This is a genomic window from Streptomyces sp. NPDC059917 (assembly GCF_042730635.1).
Taxonomy (GTDB): Bacteria; Actinomycetota; Actinomycetes; order Streptomycetales; family Streptomycetaceae; genus Streptomyces.
Window position 1 is genome coordinate 36,071 of record NZ_JBHWLC010000036.1, and the last position, 24,962, is coordinate 61,032.

Genomic DNA, 24,962 nt, shown 5'->3' on the forward strand with positions numbered 1-24,962 from the left:
CGGGCTGAATCAGGACATACGACCTAACGTGGTCCTGTGCCCGAGCCTTCAGAAGTACTCGCCGAAGCGCCACCCCCCGACGAGGCGCCCCCGCCGCAGGCGCGGCCGGGGCCGCGGCCCGCGGTCGGGCGGTCCGTCACCGCCCGGGCCACGCTGGCGGGCGCGGCGGTCTCCCTGCTGCTGATCGTGGCGATCGTGCTCGGCAGCCGGCTGCTGCGGGACTTCGACTCCGCACTGCTGCCGTACGCCGTCGCCACCGTCTTCCTGGCCTTCGGCGTCGCCTACCGCTACACCGTGTGGGTCTCCGCCCCCGGCGCGCGCCGCCTCTTCAAGAAGGGCTTCGGCAGCCTCTTCTCGGCCGCCAACTTCCGCAAGGCCCCCACCGCCCTGCCGAAGATGATCGCCACCTACCTGGGCTTCCAGAAGTTCCTCGGCGCCCGCTCGCACGCCCGCTGGGCCGCCCACCAGATGATCTTCTGGGGCTGCATCCTCGCCGCGGCGATCACCTTCCCGCTGACCTGGGGCTGGTTCACCTTCACCTCCGGCAACGCCACGGGCCCCGGCTACGAGATGCGGATCTGGGGCTTCAAGATCCTCGGCTACGACGCGCTGAGCGTGGTGGGCTGGCTGATGTTCCACGGCCTGGACATCGCCGCCGTCCTCGTCATCCCCGGGGCCTCCTACTTCCTGTGGCGCCGGATGAAGGACCGCGGAGCCATCACCGGGCAGCGCTTCGCCTACGACCTGCTCCCGCTGATCATGCTGATCGTCATCTCCGTGACCGGGCTGCTGCTCACCTTCTCCTCGATCTTCCTGCACGGCGGCGGCTACGAGTTCCTGGCGATCCTGCACATGGTCTCGGTGGTCTTCACGCTCATCTACATCCCCTTCGGGAAGTTCTTCCACATCGTGCAGCGGCCCGCCGCCGTCGGGATGCAGCTCTTCAAGTACACCGCCCGCCAGGACGAGCAGATCTTCGCCTGCAAGCGCTGCGGGGAGCCCGTGGACACCGCCCCGTACGTCGAGAACCTGCGCGGCACGATGAAGGACCTGAACCTGAACTTCGACGCCTGGGCCGAATACTGCCCCCGCTGCAAGCGGGTGCTGCGCGGCGGCGCGTACCTCAACCACGTGAAGAAGGGCTTCAAGTGAGCACGCGGCGCATCCCGCTCGACCCTTCCCTCGCCCCGCCCGGCACCCGCAACTTCCGCGACGCGGGCGGCATCCCGGCGGACCAGTGGCACGCGGACCAGAACGGCGAAACCCTCGTCCCCACCCACTGCTGCTTCTGCGGCGTGCAGTGCGGGATGTACCTGCGCGTCGACAAGGGCGGCAAGGTCTTCGGCGTCGAACCGCGCAACCACGACATCAACCGGATGCGCCTGTGCCCCAAGGGCATCAACGCCTACCAGCAGGTCAACCACCCCGACCGGCTGACCGCGCCGCTCATGCGCCGCTCCAGGGACGAACCCTTCAAGGAGGTGTCCTGGGACGAGGCGCTGGACCACACCGTCGCCGAGATCCGGCGCATCCAGGGCGCCCACGGCAACGACGCCTTCGGGCTGCTCGGCGGCGCCAGCCTGTACTCGGAGAAGACCTACCTGGTCGGCAAGTTCGGCCGGGTCGCGCTCAAGACCCGGCACGTCGACTACAACGGGCGGCTGTGCATGGTCAGCGCCGCCGGAGCCAACAAGCTCGCCTTCGGCATCGACCGGGCGGGCAACCCCTTCTCCGACATCCTGCTCACCGACTGCCTGCTGATCGCCGGGTCGAACGTGGGGGAGTGCTTCCCCGTGATGACCCAGTACGTGTGGGGCGCCCGGGACCGCGGGGCCTCGCTCATCGTGGTCGACCCGCGCGAGACGGCGATCGCGCGCACCGCCGACGTCCACGTCGCGCTCAAGCCCGGCACCGACTCGGCCTTCTTCAACGCGGTCCTGGGCGTGGTGGTCGCGGAGGGCCTGACCGACGAGGCCTTCCTGGCCGAGCACACCACCGGCTGGGCGGAGGTCAAGGCCACCGCCGCGCAGTACCCGCCCGAGCGCGCCGCCGAGATCTGCGGGATCCCCGCCTCCCAGGTCGGCCAGGTCGCCCGGATGTTCGCCGGGGCCGGCAGTGCGATGGCCATGCACGCGCGCGGCGTCGAGCACCACTCCCAGGGCGTCGAGAACTGCCTGTCGATCATCAACCTCTGCACGGCCACCGGGAACCTCGGCAAGCCGGGCGCCGGCTACGGCACGATCACCGGCCAGGGCAACGGCCAGGGCGGCCGCGAACACGGCCAGAAGTCCGACCTGCTGCCCGGCGGCCGCTCCATCATGAACGAGGAGCACCGCCGCCAGATCTGCGCGATCTGGGGCATCGAGGAGTCGGAACTCCCGCGCGCCGGCACCTCCATGATGGAGATGGTCTGGCAGATGCAGCGGCGCGAGATCCGCGGTCTGATCGGCATCTGCAACAACCCCTTCGTCTCGCTCCCGAACTACGCGACGGTCAAGGAGGGCTACGACACCCTCGAATTCCACGCGCAGTTCGACTTCTTCCTCTCCGAGACCGCGGACAACGCGCACGTCGTCTTCCCGGTCACCGTCTGGGCCGAGGACGAGGGCGTCATGGCCAACACCGAGGCCCGGGTCGTCAAGCACAACAAGGCCCAGGAGCCGCCCGCCGGGGTCCGCACGGACACCTGGGTGATGTGCGAACTGGCCCGCCGCCTCGGCGTCGGCGACAAGTTCGACTTCCCCGGCTCCCGCGAGGTGTTCGAAGAGCTGCGGATCGCCTCCGCCGGCACGGTCAACGACTACTACGGCATCACCTACGAGCGGCTGGAGGAGACCGGCGGCATCGCCTGGCCCTGCCCCACCACCGACCACCCGGGCACCCCCCGGCTGTTCGAGGGCGGTAAGACCTTCCACGCGGACGGGAAGGTGCACATGCAGGTCGTCGAATGGCATCCGCCGATGGACGCCTACACCGAGGAGTACCCGCTCTCCCTCACCACCGGCCGCACCGTCGCGCACTTCCTCTCCGGCAACCAGACCCGCCGGCTGGGCGCCCTGGTCGAGCAGACCCCGCGCCCGTGGGTGGAGGTCCACCCCTCGCACGGCTTCCGCAACGGCGATCCGGTACGGGTGGTCACCCGCCGGGGCAGCGAGGTCTTCCCGGCCCTGGTCACCGAGGCGATCCGGCCGGACACCGTCTTCATCCCCTACCACTGGCCCGTCCCGACGGCGGCGAACGCGCTGACCATCGACGCCCTGGACCCCCGCTCCAAGATCCCCGAGTACAAGGTCTGCGCCGCCCGGATCGAGTCGGCCGAGCGGGTCGACGAGGTCCCCGCACCGCCCACGGCCCCCGGTCGCGAGGCCTACCCGGAGACCCAGGTGTCCCGCACCGACCCCCTGCCCCCCACGTCCCCCCAGGGCCGCGGCACGGCGGAGAGGAGCTGATCGCGCCATGATGGGCAGAACGATCTTCATCGACCCCGGACGCTGCATCGGTTGCCAGGCCTGCGTCTCCGCCTGCCGCGAATGCGATTCGCACCGCGGCAAATCGATGATCCACCTGGACTACACCGACCCCGGCATGTCCGTCGCCTCCCTTCCCACGGTGTGCATGCACTGCGAGGACCCGGTCGCGCCCTGCGCCGAGGTCTGTCCCGCCGACGCGATCCTGGTGACCGCCGACGGTGTGGTGCAACAGGCCGACACCACCCGCTGCATCGGCTGCAGCAACTGCGTCAACGCCTGTCCCTTCGGGGTCCCGAAGATCGACCTCCAGGCGAAGCTCCAGATGAAGTGCAACCTCTGCTACGACCGCACCGCCTACGGCCTGGCCCCCATGTGCGCCACGGTCTGCCCCACCGGCGCCCTGTTCTACGGAACCCTGGAGGAACTCCAGGCCGAGCGCCCCGGCGTCCAGGTCGCCGATTCCTTCGCCTTCGGCGACGTGGTCGTCCAGACCGGCGTGGCGATGGTCGTGCCCGCCGACAAGGTGCAGTGGCCCGTCCCGGGCGGGCTCCCCGTCGTCGAGATCAACGGAGTGGATGTCCGATGAGCGTCACCGAACAGCCCGCTCCCGCTCCGGGCGGCGACCGCGGCCCCGACGCGGGGGTGGACGCCGCCGCCGAGCAGTTGCGCGACCGGATCAGCGCCGACTCGCTGACCACCCGGCGCGACTACCTGCGCATCGTCGCCACCGTCTCCGGCGGCCTGGCCATCGGCGGGGTGGGCGTCGCCGCGGGCATCCTGCACCGGCACGGCGACAACGAGACGCTGCCCAAGCCCAAGAAGGTCGCCGACCTGCTCCCACCGGGGGAGGCCGTGGCCTTCCGGTTCCCCGGCGACGACGACCGGGCCGTGGCCGTACGCCTCAAGGACGGCAGCCTCGTCGGCTACTCCGCCGTCTGCACCCACCTGGCCTGCGCCGTGCTGTGGCGCGAGGACCGCGGCGCCGACGGCGAGCTCTACTGCCCCTGCCACGAAGGCGTCTTCGACGCCCGCACCGGTGAGGTCACCGCGGGCCCGCCGCCCCGCCCGCTCCCCAAGGTCTTCCTGAGCGAGGAGGTCGACGGGAGCGTCTGGGCCGTGGCCACCGCCCGGTCCGGAGAGCCGGCCAAGGACGCCCTGTGCCGGCAGTTCGCCGACGCCCGCCCCGAGATGGCCGCCCGGCTGGGCTGCCCGGGCGGCGACCGCGCCACCGAGAGCAGGCGGACATGAGCGACCCCCAGCTGCCACCCCCGCCCGACTACCGGCCGGGCAGCGCCCAGCCCCGACTCAACCGTCCGGTCCGGGACCGCTACCCCCAGATCCGCGCCACCAGCGGCTACGGCGACCCCCGCATCCGGCACACGGGCCCCGGCCCGGGAGCCGGGACCGAGCAGGAACCGGAGCGCTCCTCCAAGCTCAACGCCCGTCTCGTCCTGGCCCTCACCGTGGTGATCGGCCAGCTCTGGGCGCTGACAGTCACCGTCAACGAGTGGATGAAGGGAAACACCCACACGGCCTGGTGGGGGGCGGGATTCCTGTTCCTCTCCTTCCTGGTCGTGCTGGGTCTGTGGATCCTCGACCCGAAGGACCGATGACCATGTCCATACCCACCCCCGTCACACCGGCGTCCCGTTCGCACCGGGCCGAGAGCTACAAGCCCGGCTCGACCATCGCCGACTGGCGTCCCGAGGACGACGGCTTCTGGCAGTCCACCGGCCGCAAGGTGGCCCAGCGCAACCTGTGGGTCTCCGTCCCCGCGCTGATGCTCGGCTTCGTGGTCTGGCAGGTCTGGTCGGTCACCGTCGTGAAACTCAACGACGTCGGCTTCGGCTTCTCCAAGTCCCAGCTCTTCTGGCTGACCGCCATCCCCGGCATCACCGGCGGCACCTTCCGGATCCTGTACACCTTCATCGGGCCGATCTTCGGCGAGCGGAAGTTCACCGCGATCAGCACCCTGGTGCTGGTCGCCCCGATGCTCTGGCTGGGCTTCGCGCTCCAGGACACGGGCACCCCGTACTGGGAGCTGGCCCTGATCGCCGCGGTCTGCGGCATCGGCGGCGCCAACTTCGCGTCCTCGATGGCCAACATCGGCTTCTTCTTCCCCAAACGGGAGAAGGGCAGTGCCAACGGGCTGAACGGCGGCCTCGGCAACCTCGGCGTCAGCGTGGTCCAGCTGGTCGCACCGCTGGTGGTCACCGCGGCCGTGCTCGGCGCACCCGCCGGTGGTCCGCAGCACGACGCCAAGAAGAACACCGACATCTGGCTCCAGAACGGCGCGTTCCTCTGGGTGCCGCTGCTGGTCATCATGGCGCTGCTCGCGTGGTTCCTGATGAACGACCTGAAGGTGGCCGCGGCCCCCTTCAGCCAGCAGAAGATCATCTTCAAGCGCAAGCACAACTGGCTGATGACCTGGCTCTACGTCGGCACCTTCGGGTCCTTCATCGGCTTCGCCGCGGGCCTGCCGCTGCTCATCAAGAACAACTTCGAGACCCAGGGCTACCAGGCCACCACCTATGCCTGGATCGGACCCTTCGTCGGCGCGATCATGCGCTGGGCCGGCGGTTGGCTCTCGGACAAGATGGGCGGGGCCAGGGTCACCATGCTCTCCTTCGTCGGCATGGCGGCCGCGCTGGTCGTGGTGATCTTCGCGCTGCCCTCCGGTGGCGACCAGGGAAGCTTCTGGACCTTCTTCATCGGCTTCCTGGTGGCCTTCTTCTTCTCCGGCCTGGGCAACGGATCGACCTTCCGGCAGATCCCGGTCATCTTCCGGGACCAGCACGCGAAGGAGGCCGAGGGGAAGGGTCCCGAGGCGCAGGCCGCGGCCCTCAAGCAGTCCGAGATGGAGGCGGGCGCGGTCACCGGTTTCTCCTCCGCGATCGCCGCCTACGGCTTCTTCTTCATCCCGGCGATGTTCGCGAACCTCCAGGTGACGACCGCCCTGTGGATCTTCATCGGGTTCTATGCGACCTGCCTGGTCGTCTGCTGGTGGTTCTACGCCCGCAAGGGTGCCGAGGCGCCCAGCTGAGCCGCCGCGGGGGCGGCCGTACCCTTGAGGCATGAGTACCGCCCCCGCCTCCGGCCCGCAGTCGCCCCAGCCCGCCGGGTCCCGGCCGAAGCCGAAGCTGGACTTCGACGACCCGCTGGACCGGCAGTCCTCGGACGACACGGACCGGGGCTGGGGGGACCGGCCCCCCGCCGCGGACAGCGCGGCCGACCTGGCCCGCTTCCTCGACGAGAAGCCGCCGCACCACGTCTGAGTCAGGCCGAGCCGTCCCGGCCCTGGCCGGTCGCGCCCCCGCCCCGCTGGGAGACGAGCGCGTCGCGGATCTCCTTGAGGACCTCCAGCTCGCTGATCTCCATGGTCTCCTGGACGCCTTCCTTGGCCTTGCGCCGCTGCTCCTGCTTGGCGAGGTACTTCGCCATCGGCAGCACCATCAGGAAGTAGACGACGGCCGCGGTGATCAGGAAGCTGAGCGTCGCATTCAGCACCGAGCCCCACATGATCGGGATGCCGGAGACGACCTCGCCCGTCGCGTTCGTCTCGCAGGGGCTCTTCAGGCAGGACGAGTACTTGTCCAGGTCCTTCGTGCCGATCGCGCCGACCAGCGGGCTGATGATGCCCTTGACCACCGAGTTCACGATGTTCGTGAACGCCGCACCGATGACCACGGCCACCGCGAGGTCGACCACGTTGCCGCGCATCAGGAAGGCTTTGAAGCCTGCCAGGAGGCCGGTGTTCTTCTCGCTCACCACTGCATCTCATTTCGCTCGTACTGCACTCGGAGCCAACGGTTCCGAAAACTACGGCAGTCCGGGCCCGGCGTGTCCAATCGGCGCACACCATCAGGCGACTTGATCGGGTGTGTGTACGAGTCGGCATCGGGTCACGGCCAATCGCGCCACCGTGCCCGCGCCCACGAGGGCCCGCGCGGTGTCCCGGGGCACGGACAGGACCACCAGCGCCCCGGCGTCCCCAACACCCTTCTCCCCGGGCGGCACTTCGGCAACCCTGGCCGACTCCGCCAGCACCCGCGGCGGCCCGTCCCGCTCCGCGGCCACCACGTCCACCCGGTCCCCGACCCGCAGGAGCCCGACCGTCGCCGCGTCCGCGATCCGCACCGGCGCCGACACCAGGGGCACGGGAACGGCCCGCCCGGCGGCGGAGGCCACCGGGGGCTGTGGTGGAGGCGCGGCCCGCGAGGCACTGGCCCCGGCCCCGGCCCCGGCGGCCAGCGCGGCCGCCGCCACCGCGAGGCCCGCGCCCACCACCCGCCGCCTGCGCCGCACCGCCCTGCGCAGCCGGTCCCCGCTCCGGCCCACCCGGAGCGGGGCGAAGGCCGGCACGGCGTGCACGGGGCCGCAGGCGGTGGCGGAACCGCCACGGCCTCCGGTGCCGACACCGGCACCGGGGGAAGGCGGAGAGGAGGAGGGGGAGGGGGTGGAACGCGGGTAAGGAGAAGCGGACATGGCCGTCACGCCCTTCGTCAGGTGAGCCCGGGCGATCTGCCCGGACCCCCTCACGATCCGCCCGTCCGCCGGATCCCGCTCCGCCCTGTGGACGGCCCCCAGGTTGTGGACAACCCGGTCACCCACACGAGCGATCCCGCCCACCGCGGAAGCCCACCGGCCGCGAGCCCACCCGCCGCGAGCGCACCCGCTACGGCAGTTCGATGCCCAGGTCCCAGCCGTCGTGCGCGTGTGTGCACAGGCAGTCGCGCGACTCCGTCGCCGGGAGGGCGGCCACCGCGTCGAAGAGGACCTCGCGCAGTCGGCCGACGTTCTCGCCGAAGACCCGCAGGACCTCGGTGTGGGACACCCCTTCGCCGGTCTCCGCGCCCGCGTCCAGGTCGGTGACCAGGGCCATCGAGGCGTAGCAGAGGCCCAGCTCGCGGGCGAGGACGGCCTCGGGGTGGCCCGTCATGCCGACCACCGACCAGCCCGCCGCCGCGTGCCAGCGGGATTCGGCGCGGGTCGAGAAGCGCGGGCCCTCGATGACGACCATGGTGCCGCCGTCCACCGGCTCCCAGTCCCGTCCCCGCGCCGCGGCCAGGGCGGCCGCGCGGCCCACGGGGCAGTAGGGGTCGGCGAAGGTGGTGTGCACGACGTTCGGGACGGACCCGTCGGGCAGCGGCTCGCCGTCGAAGAAGGTCTGGGCGCGGGACTTCGTGCGGTCGACCAGCTGGTCGGGGACGAGCAGGGTGCCCGGGCCGTACTCCGGGCGCAGGCCGCCCACCGCGCAGGGGCCGAGCACCTGGCGGACGCCCACCGAGCGCAGGGCCCAGAGGTTGGCGCGGTAGTTGATCTTGTGTGGCGGGACCTTGTGGCCGCGGCCGTGGCGGGGCAGGAACGCCACCTGGCGGCCGGCCAGCTCGCCGAGGAAGAGGGAGTCGCTGGGCTTGCCGTACGGGGTGTCCACCTCGATCTCGGTCACGTCCTCCAGGAAGGAGTAGAAGCCCGAGCCGCCGATGACACCGATCTCTGCGTTCGCCATGATCCCCACCCTAAAGGCTGCCACGAGAACCCTCACGGGGGATCCGGGGAACGGGCGTGCGAACGCGCGAAGGGCCCCGCCGCCGGTGGTGACCGGTGGCGGGGCCCTTCGTGAAGCGGAACGTCAGGCGGCGGAGGTGCTGCCGCTGCTGGAGGAGCCACTCGACGACGACGAGGTCGAGGACGACGACGTCGAGGAGGAGGACGAAGCCGAAGCCGCCGGAGCGGACGCGGTCGTCGAGGACGCGGGCTTGGAGGCCGGCGTGCTGCTCGACGAGGAGCCGCGGCTGTCGTTCCGGTAGAAACCGGAGCCCTTGAAGACGATGCCGACCGCGGAGAACACCTTCTTCAGGCGTCCGTCACAGCTCGGGCACACGGTCAGTGCGTCATCGGTGAACTTCTGCACGGCCTCAAGGCCCTCACCGCACTCGGTGCACTGGTACTGGTAGGTCGGCACGAATTTCCTCCTGGCACTCTCACTCAATGAGTGCTAACGACGTTCCATGGTGACGTATTCCGGCCGATCAGTCCACCGTCACCGGTACGCGGTGACCCACGACACGCTCGTTCACCCGCACGGTAGCCCCCGGCTTCGACGTGCCGGACGGCTGCTGCGAAGGCTTCTGTGACGGCTGCTGCGACGAGCTGATGACCCGGCTCGGAGCCTTCGGCGCCAGCTTGGAGCGCAGCGCCAGCAGGGTCAGCAGCGCCAGCGCGGTGGCCGCCGCCGGGACCAGGAAGCCGTACGAGGACCCGTGGGCGTCGGTCAGACGGCCCGCGACGGTCACCGCGGCGGCCTGCCCGAAGGCGACCGCACCGGTCAGCGCCGTGAAGGCCTCGGTCCGCGAGGCGGCCGGGACCAGCTGCTCGATCATGGTGTAGCCGGTGATCAGGGCCGGGGCGATGCACAGGCCGACGACCAGGCCGAGCGCGCCGAGCAGGAAGACCGAGTTCACGGTCCACAGCACCGACGCGGCGGCGGTGAGGCCGACGTAGCCGAGGATCAGGCGCCGGCGCGGGCCGATCTTCCAGGCGATCGTGCCGCAGGCGATGCCCGCGATCATGTTGCCGCCCGCGAAGATGCCGTAGAGCAGGCCGTTCGCGCCCGGGTTGCCGATCTCCTCGGAGAAGGCGGCGAGCGAGATCAGCATGCCGCCGAAGACGGCGCCGATGCCGACGAAGGCGACGATCAGGACGCGGAGCCCCGGGAAGGACAGCGCCGAGGCGTGCTTCTCGCCACCCGCGAGGCGGGGCACCGGCTTGGGCTGGGTGCCGCGCTGCGCGGCGAAGAGCAGACCGCCGATGAGGGTCAGGCCCGCCTCGGTGAGCAGACCGGCCGACGGGTGGACGGTGGTGCACAGGAAGGTCGCGAGCACCGGGCCGACGACGAAGGTCAGCTCGTCGGTGACGGACTCCCAGGCGGCGGCCGTCGACAGCAGCGGCGAGCCTTCGAGCTTGGCGGCCCAGCGGGCCCGGACCATCGGGCCGACCTGCGGGACCGAGGCGCCGGCCGGGACCGCCGCGAGCGCGAGGGCCCACAGCGGCGCGTCCAGCAGGGCCAGCGAGGTCAGACCGACGACGGACGCGGCGTGCACGAAGACGGTGGGGATCAGGACGGCGCTCTGGCCGCGGCGGTCGGCGAGCTTGCCGATCTGCGGGGCGAACAGCGCCATCGAGATGCCGGTGACGGTGGCGACGACGCCCGCGTCACCGAAGGAGCCGGTGGTGTGCTGGACGAGCAGGACGATGCCGATGGTGAGCATCGCGAAGGGCTGTCGCGCGGCGAAGCCGGGGATCAGGAAGCTGAGGGCACCGGGCGTGCGCAGGAGCTGGCCGTAGCCGGGGCGGGACTTCTCGGTCGTGACCGCGGATGTCACGGCCTTGCCTTTCCGCTGCCTGGTAGAACTCCCCGACTGCGGACGGTGCGGCGCCTTGTGAGCGAGTCGCACCCGTACATGTGGGAGCCCCGAGAGCTGTCCTCTTGCGCCGAACCGAGTGATACCTGGGCGCCCCACTGCGGGAGGGTGCCACGGCCGCCGAGCGGTCGCGCCAGCTCTGCGTCAGACAGAGTTGGTTCGATATGGTGTGCCTTCATGGTACAGGCACACCGCCCACCGCGCCCTGTGATTGCGGCGACATCGCATCTCTTCACCTGCGATTAACGGGAACTTCGCCTTCCGCTCCCCCCGAAAACAGGGCAGAACCAGCCACTCGGCATCGAACCTGTCCTATTTCGGACCCCGGTGGGTGACCGCGGTGGACCCGCCCGTCCCGAGCCAGCCCGCCAGCTTGCCGCCCCGGGCCACCGCCCGCAGTCGGGCCTCCGTGGCGTCGCGCACCGGATCCGTCGCGACCACCAGCAGCTCGTCCCCGCGCCGCAGCACGGTCGCGGGCAGCGGTACGAAGCTCTTCTCGTCCCGCACCACCAGCGTGACGGCGGCCCCGGCGGGCAGCCGCAGCTCGCTGACCTCGACCCCGTTCATCCGCGAGCCCTCGGGTATGCCGAAGGACAGCAGGTGTCCGCGCAGCCGCTCCAGCGGCGCCGATTCGATCCCGAGGTCGGCCGCCCCCGGCCCCTGGTCGCCGAGCTTGAGCTTGCGGGCCAGCCAGGGGAGCGTCGGCCCCTGCACCAGGGTGTAGACGACGACGAGCACGAAGACGATGTTGAAGACCCGGTCGCTGCCCTCGATCCCGGACACCATGGGGATGGTGGCCAAGATGATGGGGACGGCGCCGCGCAGCCCGGCCCAGGACATCAGGGCCTGCTCCTGCCACGGCAGCCGGAAGGGCAGCAGGCTCAGGAAGACCTCCAGCGGGCGCGCCACCATCGTCAACACCAGGCCGATGATCACGGCCGGCCAGAAGTCGTTGACCAGGTCGTGCGGGGTGACGAGCAGGCCCAGCAGCACGAACATGCCGATCTGGGCGATCCAGCCGAGTCCGTCGGCGAACCCGCGGGTCGCGGGCCAGTGCGGGAGCTTCGCGTTCCCCAGCACCATGGCCGCCAGGTAGACCGCCAGGAAGCCGGATCCGTGGGCCATCGCCCCGGCCGCGTACGCCGTCACGGCGATGGCCATCACGGCGATCGGGTAGAGGCCGGAGGCGGGGAGCGCCACGTGCCGCAGGCCGTAGGCCCCGAGGAAGCCCACGGTCAGGCCGATCGCGACGCCGATGGCGAGTTCGAGGGCGATCTTCCCGAGCAGTACGTACCAGTCGTCCACCGGGCCGACCGTGGCGAAGGCCACGACGAGGATCACCACGGGGGCGTCGTTGAAGCCGGACTCGGCTTCCAGGACGCCGGTGATCCGTGCGGGCAGGGGCACCTTGCGCAGGACGGAGAAGACGGCGGCGGCGTCCGTCGAGGAGACGACGGCTCCGATCAGCAGCGCCTGGCGCCACTCCAGCCCCACCAGGTAGTGCGCTCCGGCGGCCGTGACGCCCACGCTGACGGCGACGCCGACCAGGGAGAGCACGATCGCGGCGGGCAGGGCCGGTTTGATCTCTTTCCACTTCGTGCCCAGACCGCCCTCGGCGAGGATCACCACGAGGGCCGCGTAGCCGATGACCTGCGTCAGCTCCGCATTGTCGAAGACGACGTTGCCGATGCCGTCCTGGCCTATCGCGATGCCTATGCCGAGGTAGATGAGCAGACTGGGGAGCCCGCTGCGCGAGGAGATGCGCACCGCTGCGACGGCTATGAGCAGCACGAGCGAGCAGACCAGCAGAAGCTCATTGAGCTGGTGGACAGTCAGCGGGCGATCCTTCCCTCGGAGCGCCTGCCGGATCGTTGCTCCGGCGGCAAGTACTTCGTTACCTTACCTAATATTTGACGATTTCTTGACGCTCTACTCACATTGTGAAACGGCCATCGCCCCTGCTGCCAGCCGCCGGGACCCCTCGCGGATCACTCCCGGGCGCCCTGCGCCTATGGTTGCTCCAGCACTCCAGGACCACCCTGCCCCGCGAAGGACAGCGATGCCCGCCAAAGAATCCGCCCCTTCCGTCAAGAAGAAGGGACGACGCGCCCGTCTGATCGTGCTCACGCTGGTGCTGGCGCTCGTCGCGGGCCTTGGCTACGGGGCGTACTGGAGCGCGGACACGCTGCGCGCTTCCTACCCGCAGACGACCGGCACCCTCAAGCTCGCCGGACTCACCGCGCCCGTAGAGGTGAAGCGCGATGCCAAGGGCATCCCGCAGCTCTACGCCGACACCGACCAGGACCTCTTCCGTGCGCAGGGCTTCGTGCACGCGCAGGACCGGTTCTGGGAGATGGACGTACGCCGCCACATGACCTCCGGCCGTCTCTCCGAGATGTTCGGGGCCGGCCAGGTCGAGACCGACGCCTTCCTGCGCACGCTGGGCTGGCGGCAGGTCGCGCAGAGCGAGTACGACACCAAGCTCTCACCCGAGACGAAGAAGTACCTCCAGGCCTACGCCGACGGGGTCAACGAGTACCTCAAGGGCAAGTCCGGCAAGGACCTCTCCGTCGAGCACGCCGCCCTCAAGCTCAGCGACGACTACAAGCCCGAGCAGTGGACCCCGGTCGACTCCGTGGCCTGGCTCAAGGCGATGGCCTGGGACCTGCGCGGCAACATGCAGGAAGAGATCGACCGCTCGCTGATGACCGGCAAGCTCACGCAGGCCCAGATCGACGAGCTGTACCCGCCGTACCCCTTCGACCGGAACAAGTCGATCGTCGACGGCGGCAAGATCGAGGGCGGCAAGTTCGTCACCCAGGGCGCCCCGGGCTCGAACAGCACCGGGTCGAACAGCTCCGGGTCGAACAGCACGGGCTCCAACAGCTCCGGCTCGAACAGCACGGGCTCCAACAGCACCGGGTCGAACAACTCGGGCCCCTCCACCTCCGCCAACAACACCAGCGCGGTGGACAACACCACCGTCCAGGGCGCCAGCGCGGGCCTGCGCACCCAGCTCACCTCGCTGGCCTCGACGCTGGACCAGATCCCCGCCCTGCTCGGTCCCAACGGCAGCGGCATCGGATCGAACTCCTGGGTCATCGGGGGCAAGTACACGACCACCGGCAAGCCGCTGCTCGCGAACGACCCGCACCTGGCCCCGCAGCTCCCCTCGGTCTGGTACCAGATGGGCCTGCACTGCCGGACGGCCTCGGCGTCCTGCCAGTACGACGTGGCCGGGTTCTCCTTCTCCGGCATGCCCGGCGTGGTCATCGGCCACAACGCCGACATCGCCTGGGGCATGACGAACCTCGGCGCCGACGTGACCGACCTCTACCTGGAGCAGGTCAAGCCCGAGGGCTACGTCTACGACGGCAAGGTGCTCCCCTTCACCACCCGCGAAGAGGTCATCAAGATCGCGGGCGGCACCTCGAAGAAGATCACCGTGCGCACCACGAACAACGGTCCGCTCGTCTCCGACCGCAGCGACGAGCTGGGCACGGTCGGCGCCCGCGCCCCGGTCGGCGGCACGGCCCCCGACCGCGGCAACGGCTACGCCGTCGCCCTGCGCTGGACCGCCCTGGACGCGGGCAAGTCGATGGACGCCGTCTTCAAGCTGAACCGCGCGAAGGACTGGCCGAGCTTCCGGGCCGCCGCCGCCGACTTCGAGGTCCCGTCGCAGAACCTGATCTACGCCGACAACAAGGGCGCGACCGGCAACATCGGCTACCAGGCCCCGGGCAAGATCCCGCTGCGCACCACGGGCGACGGCCGGATGCCGGCGCCGGGCTGGGACTCGAAGTACGCCTGGAAGGGCTTCATCCCCCAGAACGAGCTGCCCTCCGAGTACAACCCGCAGCGCGGCTACGTCGTCACCGCCAACCAGGCGGTCGTCGAGAGCGGCACCGGCGCGGGCAAGTACCCGTACACGCTGACCACGGACTGGGGCTACGGCGCCCGCAGCCAGCGGATCAACGACCTCATCGAGGCGAAGATCAAGGACAGCGGCAAGATCTCCACCGACGACATGCGCACCATGCAGACGGACAACAGCAGCGAGATCGCCACGCTGCTCGCGCCCCTGCTGACCAAGATCCCCGTCTCGGACCCGGACGTGCGGTCCGCCCAGAAGCTGCTGGAGGGCTGGAACTACACGCAGGAGCCCGACTCGGCGGCGGCCGCCTACTTCAACGCGGTCTGGCGCAACATCCTCAAGCTGTCCTTCGGCGACAAGATGCCGAAGGAGCTGCGGGTCAAGGGCAGCTGCATGAACGTCAAGGGCAACGGCACGGGCCCGGCGGACGACCTCGCCACGGTGGTCCGCGAGTGCGGCGAGCGCGACTCGGACTCGGCGCAGCCCGACGGCGGCGACCGTTGGTTCGAGGTCGTCCGCAAGCTGGTCAAGGACGAGAAGTCCGCCTGGTGGCAGTCGCCCGCCCTGTACTCGGACAAGGCGACCACCACCCGCGACGAGCTCTTCGCGCGGGCCATGAAGGACGCCCGCTGGGAGCTGACGGCCAAGCTCGGCAAGGACCAGTCCAGCTGGAGCTGGGGCCGGCTGCACCAGCTGACGCTGAAGAACCAGACGATCGGCACCGAGGGCCCCGGCTTCATGAAGTGGCTGCTCAACCGCGGTCCCTGGAACCTGGGCGGCGGCGAGGCCACCGTCAACGCCACCGGCTGGAACGCCTCCAGCGGCTACGACGTGACCTGGGTCCCCTCGATGCGCATGGTCGTGAACCTCAACGACCTCGACAAGTCGAAGTGGATCAACCTCACCGGCGCCTCGGGCCACGCCTACGCCGACCACTACACCGACCAGACGGACATGTGGGCCAAGGGCGAGCTGCTGGACTGGGCCTTCGGCAAGGAGGCGGTCGCCAAGGCGACGGTCGAGACGCTGACGCTCAAGCCGTGACGCCCCTCTAGGGGCGCAGGCGGCGCACCCCCGACGGGGTGACCACGGCGTGCACGGGGTGGTCGTGCGGTTCCTCCGGGACCCGCGCGACCACCTCTTCGTCGTAGAGGAGCACGACCAGCGCCGGATGGGCCCGCGCGCGCTCCAGCCGGGCGAGCACCCGGTCGTACGAGCCTCCGCCGCGCCCCAGCCGCATCCCGCGCCCGTCCACCGCGAGCCCGGGCAGCAGCACCGCGTCCGCGCCGGTGACCGCGTCGGGACCCAGCCGCGGGCCGACCGGTTCCAGTAGGGTCATCTTCCCGGCGCGGGCGGCCGCGGCCAGGCTCGCGGGACCTTCGTACGCGGCCCAGTCGAGGTCGTTGTCCGGGAGCAGGACGGGCAGCAGGACGCGGACCCCGCGTCCGCGCAGCGCGTCGAGCAGGTCCCGGGTGCCGGGTTCGGAGCCGATGGAGACGTACGCGGCCACGGAGCCGGCGTCGGCCAGCTCGGGCAGGTCGAGCGCCCGCTCGGCCAGTGCGCGGGCCGACCTGCGCAGGGTCTCGTCGGGCAGGGCGCGGCGGGCGGCGAGAAGTGAGCGCCGCAACTCCGCTTTATTGGAACGGTTCTGTACCACAGCTGGTTCTCAGACCCTTCTATTTCAGGACAAATGCGGAACAATTCACCCGGGTGTTCGCAAGGCGTTCAGAGCCACCGACTATCGTTCTGCCCATGACTCAGTTGCACCCCGTGATCAAGAAGGCCGTCATCCCGGCCGCGGGCCTCGGCACTCGCTTCCTCCCGGCGACGAAGGCCACCCCGAAGGAAATGCTCCCGGTTGTGGACAAGCCGGCCATCCAGTACGTGGTCGAAGAGGCAGTCGCGGCCGGTCTCGACGACGTCCTCATGATCACTGGGCGTAACAAGCGGCCCCTGGAGGACCACTTCGACCGCAACTACGAGCTGGAGTCGGCCCTGATCGCCAAGGGCGACGACGACCGGCTGAAGAAGGTCCAGGAGTCCAGTGACCTGGCCACCATGCACTACGTCCGGCAGGGCGACCCGCGCGGACTCGGTCACGCCGTGCTGTGCGCCGCCCCGCACGTGGGCGACGAGCCCTTCGCCGTCCTCCTCGGCGACGACCTGATCGACCCGCGCGACCCGCTCCTGCAGCAGATGGTCGACCTCCAGCAGCGCACCGGCGGCACCGTCATCGCGCTGATGGAGGTGGACCCCCGGTCCATCCACCTCTACGGCTGCGCCGCCGTGGAGAAGACCGGCGACGACGACATCGTCAAGATCACCGGTCTCGTCGAGAAGCCGGACGCGGACGAAGCGCCCAGCAACTACGCGATCATCGGCCGGTACGTCCTCAGCCCCGCGATCTTCGACATACTGCGGGAGACCGAGCCGGGCCGCGGTGGGGAGATCCAGCTCACCGACGCCCTGCAGAAGCTGGCCGCCGACGAGTCCATCGGCGGCCCGGTGCACGGCGTGGTCTTCCGGGGCCGCCGCTACGACACCGGGGACCGCGGGGACTACCTGCGGGCCATCGTCCGCCTCGCGTGCGAGCGCGAGGACCTGGGCCCGGAGTTCCGCACCTGGCTTCACAGTTACGTCACGGAGGAGATGTAGCACCTTGACCAGTTCAGCACCGCAGGATCCTCGATCGACGGACGCCGACCAGCAGCGTCTGTGGTCGGTCGACGAGCACCTCGCGGACGTACTCGCCGCGATCCGGCCGCTGGAGCCGATCGAGCTCCAGTTGCTGGACGCCCAGGGCTGTGTCCTGGTCGAGGACGTCACCGTGCCCGTCGCCCTCCCGCCCTTCGACAACAGCTCCATGGACGGGTACGCCGTCCGGGTGGCCGACGTCCAGGGCGCGGGCGAGGAGTTCCCCGCGGTGCTGACGGTCATCGGGGACGTCGCGGCGGGCAGTGGGAAGCTGCCCACCGTTGGCCCCGGCGAGGCCGCCCGCATCATGACCGGCGCCCCGCTGCCCCCGGGCGCGGAGGCCGTCGTACCGGTCGAGTGGACCGACGGCGGTACGGGTGGCGGCGCGGCCGCGGGGATGACCCCGGCCAGCGAGGCCCCCGAGGGCGCACGCGGCGAGGTCCGGGTGTACCGGGCCGCCGAGGCCCGCGCCCATGTCCGCGCGCGCGGCAGCGACGTACAGGCGGGTGACCTGGCGCTGCGCGCCGGGACCGTGCTCGGCCCGCCGCAGATCGCGCTGCTGGCCGCCATCGGCCGCGGCACCGTCCGGGTGCGCCCGCGCGCCCGGGTCGTCGTCATGTCCACCGGCAGCGAGCTGGTCCAGCCCGGCGAACCGCTGACCGAGGGCCGGATCTACGACTCCAACAGCTTCGCGCTGGCCGCCGCGGCCCGTGACGCCGGAGCCATCGCCTACCGGGTCGGCGCGGTCGCCGACGACGCCGACACCCTGCGCTCGACCATCGAGGACCAGCTCATCCGGGCGGACCTGATCGTCACGACGGGCGGCGTCAGCGTCGGCGCGTACGACGTGGTGAAGGAAGCCCTGACGTCCGTGGCGACGGACGCCGACGGAGCGTCCGGTGAGGGCGACGTCGACGCCACCCGGGTTGACTTCCGCAAGCTGGCCATGCAGCCCGGCAAGCCGCAGGGCTTCGGCACGGTCGGCCCCGACGCGACCCCGCTGCTCGCGCTGCCGGGCAACCCGGTGTCCTCGTACGTCTCCTTCGAACTCTTCGTCCGCCCGGCCATCCGGGCCCTGATGGGCCTGCCCGCGGGGGACCTGCACCGCCCGGTGGTCCGCGCGGTGCTCGAAGCCGACAAGGCGCTGCGCTCGCCGGCCGGACGCCGCCAGTTCCTGCGCGGCAAGCACGACCCGGAGCGCGGGACGGTGAGCCCGGTCGGCGGATCGGGCTCGCACCTGATCGCCGCGCTCGCGCACGCGGACTCGCTGATGGTGGTGCCGGAGGACGTCACCTCGGTGGAGCCCGGCAGCGAGCTGGAAGTGGTCCTGCTCGGCTGAACCCCGCCCGGTGCGGGTAGCGTGTTGCACCACACAGGCCCTTGCGGGGCCCGGACGGGAGCAGCACGCACTTATGAGCACGCAGAGCAGGCTGACGCACATCGACGAGGCCGGCGCGGCCCGGATGGTCGACGTGTCGGAGAAGGACGTCACGACGCGGACGGCCCGCGCGAGCGGCCGGGTGCTCGTCTCGCCCCGGGTGATCGAACTGCTGCGGGGCGAGGGCGTGCCCAAGGGCGACGCCCTCGCCACCGCGCGGATCGCCGGGATCATGGGTGCCAAGCGCACCCCGGACCTGATCCCGCTGTGCCACCCCCTCGCCGTCTCGGGCGTCAAGGTCGACCTGTCGGTGACGGACGACGCCGTGGAGATCCTGGCCACCGTCAAGACCGCCGACCGCACGGGCGTCGAGATGGAGGCGCTGACGGCCGTCGCGGTCGCCGGGCTCACCGTGATCGACATGGTCAAGGCCGTCGACAAGGGCGCGGTCATCACCGACGTCCGGGTGGAGGAGAAGACCGGCGGCAAGTCCGGCGACTGGAACCGCGCGTGAACCCCCCGCGCGGCGGCGAGGTCCACAGCCACGCGCACGGCGGCCCCGGTCCGGACGCGGACGTTCCCGGCGCGCCGGAGGGTGAACGGGCGCCGCTGCGCGCCCTGGTCGTCACCGCCTCCAACCGCGCTTCGCGGGGCGTGTACGCCGACAAGGGCGGCCCGCTGCTCGCGGACGCCCTCGCCCGGCTCGGCTTCGCGGTGGACGGCCCGCGCGTGGTGCCCGACGGCGACCCCGTCGAAGAGGCCCTGCGCGAGGGCGTGGCCGCCGGGTACGACGTCATCCTCACCACCGGCGGGACCGGGATCTCGCCCACCGACCGGACCCCGGACGCCACCGCGCGGGTCCTGGACTACGAGATCCCCGGCATCCCGCAGTCGATCCGCGCCGAGGGCCTGGCGAAGGTGCCGACCGCGGCCCTGTCCCGGGGCCTGGCGGGCGTCGCCGGGCACACGCTGATCGTCAACCTGCCGGGTTCGACCGGCGGCGTACGGGACGGCCTGAGCGTCCTGGACCGCATCCTGCTCCACGCCGTCGACCAGATCCGGGGCGGCGACCATCCCAGACCCGGGAGCCCGAGCTGAACGGACCCACCTGGCCGGTGGTGCTGGCGGACGGCGATGTCACGCTCCGGCCGATAAAAGTCCGTGACCAGCGTGCCTGGCGCGAGGTGAACCGGCGCAACCGCGATTGGCTGCGGCCGTGGGAGGCGACCATCCCGCCGGCCGCGCCCTGGGGTCCGGCCGTGCAGCGGCCGACGTACCGCCAGATGGTCCGCCACCTGCGGGCCGAGGCGAACGGGGGCCGGATGCTGCCCTTCGTCATCGAGTACCAGGGCCGCCTCGTCGGGCAGCTGACGGTCGCCGGCATCACCTGGGGCTCCATGTGCGCGGGCCACGTCGGCTACTGGGTGGACCGCGACGTGGCCGGGCGGGGCGTGATGCCGACCGCGGTGGCGCTGGCGGTGGACCACTGCTTCCGCCAGGTCGGGCTGCACCGCATCGAGGTGTGCATCCGGCCCGAGAACGGGCCGAGCCGGCGGGTCGTGGAGAAGCTGGGCTTCCGCGAGGAGGGCATGCGGCCGCGCTACCTGCACATCGACGGCGCGTGGCGGGACCACCTCGTCTTCGCGCTGACGGCGGAGGAGGCGCGGGACGGATTGCTGAACCGCTGGCACCGCGAACGCCACGGGCACGCTCCGCCGCAGAAATAGCGCCCGCGCCGGACGGCCATATGGTCGCCATTGGCAACCAAGACCCGATTGTTCGAATAAAGGTTCGAATAATTGCCGGAGTTTCCATAACCTGATCCGAAGAATCACAAAAAAAGTCCGTGATATCAGCCGGATCGTGCGACACACCGGCCCAATTGGCGGATGCCTCCGGTCGTACCCCTCTACGGTGTGGGGTGTGAGCAGCAGCGGCCTCATCTACGCAGTCATCGTGGGGGCCTGGGCCGCCTACTTGGTGCCCATGTGGCTCCGGAGGCAGGACGAGCTGAACGAAGCCCGTCCGACGGAACGCTTCTCCACCGCCATCCGGCTGCTTTCCGGCCGGGCCGGAATGGAGCGCCGTTACGCCAAGGGGCTGCGTGAGCGCGGTGACGAGGAGGCGGAAGCCCAGCACCACGCGGACCCGGACGCCGCGACGGAGAAAGTGAATTCCGTCGACGCCGACGCCCGGGTCAATGCCGTGCCCAGAACCAGGGCGGAACCGCGGGGCGCGACCGTCGAACGGGCGGACCGCGCCGAGCGCGCCCGGCGCGAGCAGCGCCTCCAGGTCCTCGCCCGGCGCCGACGCACCACCGCGATGCTCTTCCTCGTCTTCACCCTCGGCGCGGTCGTCGCCGCCGTCGGCGGGCTGCGCTACCTCTGGGCCCCGGCGGTCCCCGCGATCCTGCTGAGCGCGTACATCGTGCACCTGCGGGTGCAGGAGCGGCGGCGGTTCGTCTTCACCATGGACCGGCGCCGCGCCGAGACCGCCGCCCGGCGGCTGCGCGAGAACCGCCCCCGGCGCCGCGAACCCGAGGCCGCCGCGGGCTCCGAACCGGACCCCGCGCCACCGGTCTCCCCGCAGGAGGCCGGCCGACGGGCCCTGGTCGAGCAGACCGACCACGCGGAGTGGGTGGACCAGCAGCGCGAGCGCGAGCGGGGCCCGGCGCGCGGCGACAGTTGGGAGCCGGTTCCGGTCCCGCTGCCGACGTACGTGACGGCCCCCGTCGCCCCCCGGGCCACCGGCCCGGCGTCCCCGGACGCCTGGAGCTCCTCGCGCTCCAGCGCGGCGGAGCCGACGGAACCCCGCCTGCGCGCCCAGCAGCCGCACCAGCAGACGGCGCCCCACGCGGCCGTCCCGGACCCGCGCGCGGACCAGAAGGCGACCCCGCCGACCCCGCGCCGCAGCCGCGACCGGGGCCGCACCCCGCTCTTCGACCAGTACGAGGGCGACGACCGCCCCCGCGCCGCGAACGAGTGACGTGACCTGCGGGACAACGGATTTCCGTGCACCCCGGATGGGATGCTAATGTTTCACACGTCGCAAGGGCCTGTGGCGCAGTCTGGTAGCGCACCTCGTTCGCATCGAGGGGGTCTGGGGTTCAAATCCCCACAGGTCCACAAACGACAGTTCCTGAGTAGCTCTCAGGAAACGTCACGAGATCCCGTTCCGCCGCAAGGCGGGGCGGGATCTCGGCGTTTGCGGGGTGTGTTCGAGGTGAGGCCCGAACGTGGGTGGGGCCTCGAGGCACTGTTTGGCGGAGGATCGGCCTGGGTTTCGGGGTGGTTCGAGTGCGTGAGGGGCGCCGGAGCCGCCGATGGGCGTGCTTGAGCTCGTCGTGTGGTGCCGGGGTGTCAGGCGTTCGTGTGGACCATTGGTGGCAGCTGGGGCGGGGAGAGCCCGTTCGCGGTGATGGGGGCTGGAGCCGCTTCCGTGAGCTCCGCGGTCACATCGGCGAGATTCCCGTTGGCTGCGGTGCCGGTGGTCTGTGCCCAGCTGAAGAGCATCTGCAGGTTGGCGCTGCAGACCATCAGGGCGAGGAGGATGGTCTGCGCGACGCGCCCGTGGGCGAGCCGCTTGCTGGGGTCGGCGATGTTGATGCCGTGGCTCTTGAGCCTCCCGTTGGCCCCTTCGATGTTCGCCCGTTCGGGCCGGTAGGCGTCCTGCCAGCTGGGGTGGAGGTAGTGCCGGTCCTGGCGGAACTTGTTGCGCTTGCCCAGGTCGCCGGGCCGGACCGTGATCGTCGGCTTCCGGCAGATCCGCGGCAGTTCCTCCTCGGGCAGGGCCCGCAGGCGTTCGGCCTGGGAGATGGGCACGGTGGGTTTTGCAGCCGTGTGTGCGGCGGTGGCCCGCCGGCTGGTGAGGTCCACGATGGCGGGCCGCGGTGCGGGGACCTGGTGGACCTGGTTGAAGCGGGGGCAGGCCACTGCGGGCGACGGTCCGCTGGCCGGGCACTGGAGCCGGATCGCGCCGCGCTCGTCCGCGGACTCTTTGAGGCGCAGGTAGTACGGCTCGCGGGCGGCGATCTGCTCACGGAGCAGGGTGTCGTCGCCGATGCCGCGTACGGCTTTGTCGCTGAGGTCGAAAGTCGCCTGGGCGAGGGCGGTGGGCATGGCGGGGCAGGCGAGGGAACCGTCGACGAGCAGAGCGCCTTCGTGGGTGCCCTGGATGCCCCGGTTCTCTCGCTTGTAGTCGAGGACGAGCTGGTAGCCGAGGCGTCTTGCGGGCTGGGCGAAGTGTTTGGAGACCTGGTCGGTGTAGGCGCGGTCGGACGCCAGGATCCCGGTGGGGAAGCCGAACGGGGTCAGGGCGTGGATCGCGTTCGGTCCGATCCGCTTGCCGGGGCTGTCCAGGACAAGGCCGAGCACGAGTTGCGGGTGCCGGCTGACGCGCTTGCCGGCTTGTGGGTGGCTAGCTGGGTGCCTGCGGCTGGCGGCGACCAGGAGTGTCGCGGAGTGCCCGAAGATCCCTTCGTCGGAGCCGCCGCAGTGGTGCCAGCCGGCGGTGATCTCGACGGACGCGAGACCACGATGCTCGCTGGGCTCATGGTGCCAGGCGGGGACCGGGGTGGTGTCGACGCCGATGTCGCCCTGCCAGCCCTTGAACAGGCCCCGGCGGTGAGCGAGGCGGACGGTGATCAGGACCAGGCGGTCGCTGATCTCCTGCAGCAGGGCCCGGCGGCGCACCCGTTCGGCGTCCGTGTCCTCCCAGGCCGAGGCCGCGAGCATGGCCTCGTCAGCGGGAAGCCGACGGCGCCGGTCGCAGCGGAAGGGGTCCAGAGTGGTGGTCAGCCGGTCGAAGGACCGGTAGACGCAACGGGTGAACGCGTGCCGCCCGTGTGCGTCGAGCGAGCCGGGATCCGGAATCCCCAGCCAGCCCCGGGCAGGGGCCCGCAACTCGTCCAGGAGCACGCGGCAGACATCCGCGAGGCTCGCGCTGCGGTGGTAGTGCAGAGACAGCAGCAGTCCCACCAGCACGGTCCGCACTGGCAGACCCTTCGGCCCGGGACGACCTGCCAGCTCGGCGTCGATCAGGTCGAGCACACCCGTTCCGTGCAGGAGAGCGTCGAGCTGGCCGACCTTGGAGTCAGGGATCTCGAACGGCGCGTCAGTGACCGGCCGTGGCCGGCACTTCCTGATCTTCTCCGGACTCCGCCAGGCCCGGGGCTTGCTCACCTCTCAGGTCCGCGCAGAAGCCGTGCGGCGGTGGCGTCATCGACGGGAGGAACGAGGTGTTGCCAGCGTGCGAGGGAGGCGGCCGAGGCGAGCCCGGCGGCCTGCGCGATCAGATGGTGATCGATGTGGGCCCGCATCAGCTCAACGATCCACGTCGCCCGCAACCGGCCCACCGACAGCGCCGGCAGGCAGTCTGGTGGCCGGTGTGCAAGGGACCAGGAGCCGATCAGGTTCTTCGCGTACTCGGTGGTCCGCCGCGGGCGGAACAAGTACCCGCGCCCGGCCTGGTCTCCGAGTTCTCCCAAGACGGTGTCCCAGGCGGCGCGGGCGACGAGCGGAACCAGGCGATCGACGGCCGTGTGCAAGAGCGGACCATTCCCACGCAGACGCTGCAGGTCTCTGCCCCGGCTCGCCGCTACCTCCTTCGGCATGAGGCCGAGCCCGGCGCCCAGGCCCATCAGCGCGAGCGCATCAGTCTTCTGCTGACGAGGCAGATGAGCGGCCCAGTGCCGAAGACCCGCCAACTCGGCTGCCGCGTAAGGCTGATACGTGTTCGCCTCGGCACGCATCCGGGCCGGAGCAGCCTCCCCGCGCTCACTCCACGCCAGAGCATCCCGAACCCTCAGCAACCAGGTCCGATACGTCCGCACCGACGACCCTTCGATGTCGCCGGCGCGCGAGAGGACGAACGCGTCGATCACCTCATTGCGCAACCACGCATCCGCAGACCGCTCCAGCCCACTCGCCTCGGCCCACAACGGCAGACGCCCAGTGACGTGCAGCAACCGCTCCACGTCGTAGGGGACCGCAGTCACGGTGGCAGCGACCACGGACCGCACCAACGGAGCGACCTCCGCCCAGAGCGGGGACGCCTCCCGAGGCTGGTATCGGGTGATCTTCGCGGAGGTGTCGGGATCAAGGACCACGGTCCATGCATACCGG

23 protein-coding genes and 1 tRNA gene are annotated in these 24,962 nt (G+C 70.9%); 15 read left to right on the forward strand and 9 right to left on the reverse strand.

Annotation, left to right across the window (positions count from 1 at the left end):
- The first annotated feature begins 36 nt into the window (after nucleotides 1-36).
- From ACFWAR_RS21455 to ACFWAR_RS21485, 7 genes are read left to right on the forward strand one after another with little or no spacing between them, the layout of a single operon-like run.
- On the forward strand, nucleotides 37-1,152 hold the full coding sequence (locus ACFWAR_RS21455) for an MFS transporter (protein WP_385779406.1): 1,116 nt from the start codon (nucleotides 37-39) through the stop codon (nucleotides 1,150-1,152).
- Nucleotides 1,149-3,449, forward strand: coding sequence for a molybdopterin oxidoreductase family protein (locus ACFWAR_RS21460; RefSeq protein ID WP_385779408.1), 2,301 nt, complete (start codon nucleotides 1,149-1,151; stop codon nucleotides 3,447-3,449). Before ACFWAR_RS21455 ends, ACFWAR_RS21460 begins: the two co-directional genes overlap by 4 nt.
- Nucleotides 3,450-3,456: 7 nt before the next feature.
- A complete protein-coding gene (locus ACFWAR_RS21465) occupies nucleotides 3,457-4,056 on the forward strand; it encodes a 4Fe-4S dicluster domain-containing protein (protein ID WP_385779410.1) in 600 nt (199 codons plus the stop codon).
- The gene (locus ACFWAR_RS21470) at nucleotides 4,053-4,718 is read left to right on the forward strand and encodes a Rieske (2Fe-2S) protein (RefSeq protein ID WP_385779412.1); all 666 of its coding nucleotides are present in this window, start codon (nucleotides 4,053-4,055) and stop codon (nucleotides 4,716-4,718) included. The genes ACFWAR_RS21465 and ACFWAR_RS21470 overlap by 4 nt, the downstream gene beginning before the upstream one ends.
- The gene (locus ACFWAR_RS21475) at nucleotides 4,715-5,083 is read left to right on the forward strand and encodes a hypothetical protein (RefSeq protein ID WP_385779414.1); all 369 of its coding nucleotides are present in this window, start codon (nucleotides 4,715-4,717) and stop codon (nucleotides 5,081-5,083) included. The genes ACFWAR_RS21470 and ACFWAR_RS21475 overlap by 4 nt, the downstream gene beginning before the upstream one ends.
- Before the next feature lie 2 nt (nucleotides 5,084-5,085).
- A complete protein-coding gene (locus ACFWAR_RS21480; RefSeq protein ID WP_385779416.1) occupies nucleotides 5,086-6,513 on the forward strand; it encodes a NarK family nitrate/nitrite MFS transporter in 1,428 nt (475 codons plus the stop codon).
- Nucleotides 6,514-6,544: 31 nt separating this feature from the next.
- On the forward strand, nucleotides 6,545-6,745 hold the full coding sequence (locus ACFWAR_RS21485; protein WP_385779418.1) for a hypothetical protein: 201 nt from the start codon (nucleotides 6,545-6,547) through the stop codon (nucleotides 6,743-6,745).
- A 1-nt stretch (nucleotide 6,746) separates the two neighbouring features.
- Here the strand turns inward: ACFWAR_RS21485 and mscL are convergent, their stop codons facing one another.
- From mscL to ACFWAR_RS21515, 6 genes are all read right to left on the reverse strand, one after another.
- A complete protein-coding gene (gene mscL / locus ACFWAR_RS21490) occupies nucleotides 6,747-7,238 on the reverse strand; it encodes a large conductance mechanosensitive channel protein MscL (RefSeq protein WP_385779420.1) in 492 nt (163 codons plus the stop codon).
- 93 nt (nucleotides 7,239-7,331) lie between these two features.
- Nucleotides 7,332-7,841 carry a hypothetical protein gene (locus ACFWAR_RS21495; RefSeq protein WP_385779422.1) on the reverse strand — a complete coding sequence of 170 codons (510 nt, stop codon included), beginning with the start codon at nucleotides 7,839-7,841 and terminating at the stop codon, nucleotides 7,332-7,334.
- A 304-nt stretch (nucleotides 7,842-8,145) separates the two neighbouring features.
- Nucleotides 8,146-8,979, reverse strand: coding sequence for an S-methyl-5'-thioadenosine phosphorylase (locus ACFWAR_RS21500; protein WP_385779424.1), 834 nt, complete (start codon nucleotides 8,977-8,979; stop codon nucleotides 8,146-8,148).
- A 123-nt stretch (nucleotides 8,980-9,102) separates the two neighbouring features.
- Nucleotides 9,103-9,435 (reverse strand): FmdB family zinc ribbon protein, encoded by a 333-nt coding sequence (locus tag ACFWAR_RS21505; protein WP_385779426.1) that lies wholly within the window; start codon nucleotides 9,433-9,435, stop codon nucleotides 9,103-9,105.
- A 67-nt stretch (nucleotides 9,436-9,502) separates the two neighbouring features.
- Entirely contained in the window at nucleotides 9,503-10,855 is a 1,353-nt protein-coding gene (locus ACFWAR_RS21510; RefSeq protein ID WP_385779428.1) for an MFS transporter, read from the reverse strand.
- 351 nt (nucleotides 10,856-11,206) lie between these two features.
- Nucleotides 11,207-12,763, reverse strand: coding sequence for a potassium/proton antiporter (locus ACFWAR_RS21515; RefSeq protein WP_385779487.1), 1,557 nt, complete (start codon nucleotides 12,761-12,763; stop codon nucleotides 11,207-11,209).
- Between the two features lie 190 nt (nucleotides 12,764-12,953).
- Between ACFWAR_RS21515 and ACFWAR_RS21520 the strand changes: the two genes are divergently transcribed.
- Nucleotides 12,954-15,812 (forward strand): penicillin acylase family protein, encoded by a 2,859-nt coding sequence (locus ACFWAR_RS21520; protein ID WP_385779430.1) that lies wholly within the window; start codon nucleotides 12,954-12,956, stop codon nucleotides 15,810-15,812.
- Between the two features lie 7 nt (nucleotides 15,813-15,819).
- Here the strand turns inward: ACFWAR_RS21520 and ACFWAR_RS21525 are convergent, their stop codons facing one another.
- Nucleotides 15,820-16,425 (reverse strand): 5-formyltetrahydrofolate cyclo-ligase, encoded by a 606-nt coding sequence (locus ACFWAR_RS21525; protein WP_385779432.1) that lies wholly within the window; start codon nucleotides 16,423-16,425, stop codon nucleotides 15,820-15,822.
- Between the two features lie 95 nt (nucleotides 16,426-16,520).
- Here ACFWAR_RS21525 and galU point away from each other — a divergent pair, with 95 nt between their 5' ends.
- From galU to ACFWAR_RS21560, 7 genes are all read left to right on the forward strand, one after another.
- Entirely contained in the window at nucleotides 16,521-17,423 is a 903-nt protein-coding gene (gene galU / locus ACFWAR_RS21530) for a UTP--glucose-1-phosphate uridylyltransferase GalU (protein ID WP_354380489.1), read from the forward strand.
- Between the two features lie 4 nt (nucleotides 17,424-17,427).
- Entirely contained in the window at nucleotides 17,428-18,801 is a 1,374-nt protein-coding gene (gene glp / locus ACFWAR_RS21535; protein WP_385779435.1) for a gephyrin-like molybdotransferase Glp, read from the forward strand.
- A 73-nt stretch (nucleotides 18,802-18,874) separates the two neighbouring features.
- A complete protein-coding gene (gene moaC, locus ACFWAR_RS21540; RefSeq protein ID WP_385779437.1) occupies nucleotides 18,875-19,354 on the forward strand; it encodes a cyclic pyranopterin monophosphate synthase MoaC in 480 nt (159 codons plus the stop codon).
- A gap of 95 nt (nucleotides 19,355-19,449) precedes the next feature.
- Nucleotides 19,450-19,938 (forward strand): molybdenum cofactor biosynthesis protein B, encoded by a 489-nt coding sequence (locus ACFWAR_RS21545; RefSeq protein ID WP_385779489.1) that lies wholly within the window; start codon nucleotides 19,450-19,452, stop codon nucleotides 19,936-19,938.
- A 17-nt stretch (nucleotides 19,939-19,955) separates the two neighbouring features.
- Nucleotides 19,956-20,567, forward strand: coding sequence for a GNAT family N-acetyltransferase (locus tag ACFWAR_RS21550; RefSeq protein ID WP_385779439.1), 612 nt, complete (start codon nucleotides 19,956-19,958; stop codon nucleotides 20,565-20,567).
- A 196-nt stretch (nucleotides 20,568-20,763) separates the two neighbouring features.
- On the forward strand, nucleotides 20,764-21,825 hold the full coding sequence (locus ACFWAR_RS21555) for a hypothetical protein (RefSeq protein WP_385779441.1): 1,062 nt from the start codon (nucleotides 20,764-20,766) through the stop codon (nucleotides 21,823-21,825).
- Between the two features lie 66 nt (nucleotides 21,826-21,891).
- A tRNA-Ala gene (locus tag ACFWAR_RS21560) sits at nucleotides 21,892-21,965 on the forward strand.
- A gap of 234 nt (nucleotides 21,966-22,199) precedes the next feature.
- On the opposite strand, the gene ACFWAR_RS21565 is transcribed toward ACFWAR_RS21560, so the two are convergent.
- Nucleotides 22,200-24,020, reverse strand: a complete 1,821-nt coding sequence (locus tag ACFWAR_RS21565; RefSeq protein WP_385779443.1) for a hypothetical protein — start codon at nucleotides 24,018-24,020, stop codon at nucleotides 22,200-22,202.
- Nucleotides 24,017-24,850, reverse strand: coding sequence for a hypothetical protein (locus ACFWAR_RS21570; protein WP_385779445.1), 834 nt, complete (start codon nucleotides 24,848-24,850; stop codon nucleotides 24,017-24,019). Before ACFWAR_RS21570 ends, ACFWAR_RS21565 begins: the two co-directional genes overlap by 4 nt.
- Nucleotides 24,851-24,962 lie beyond the last annotated feature (112 nt).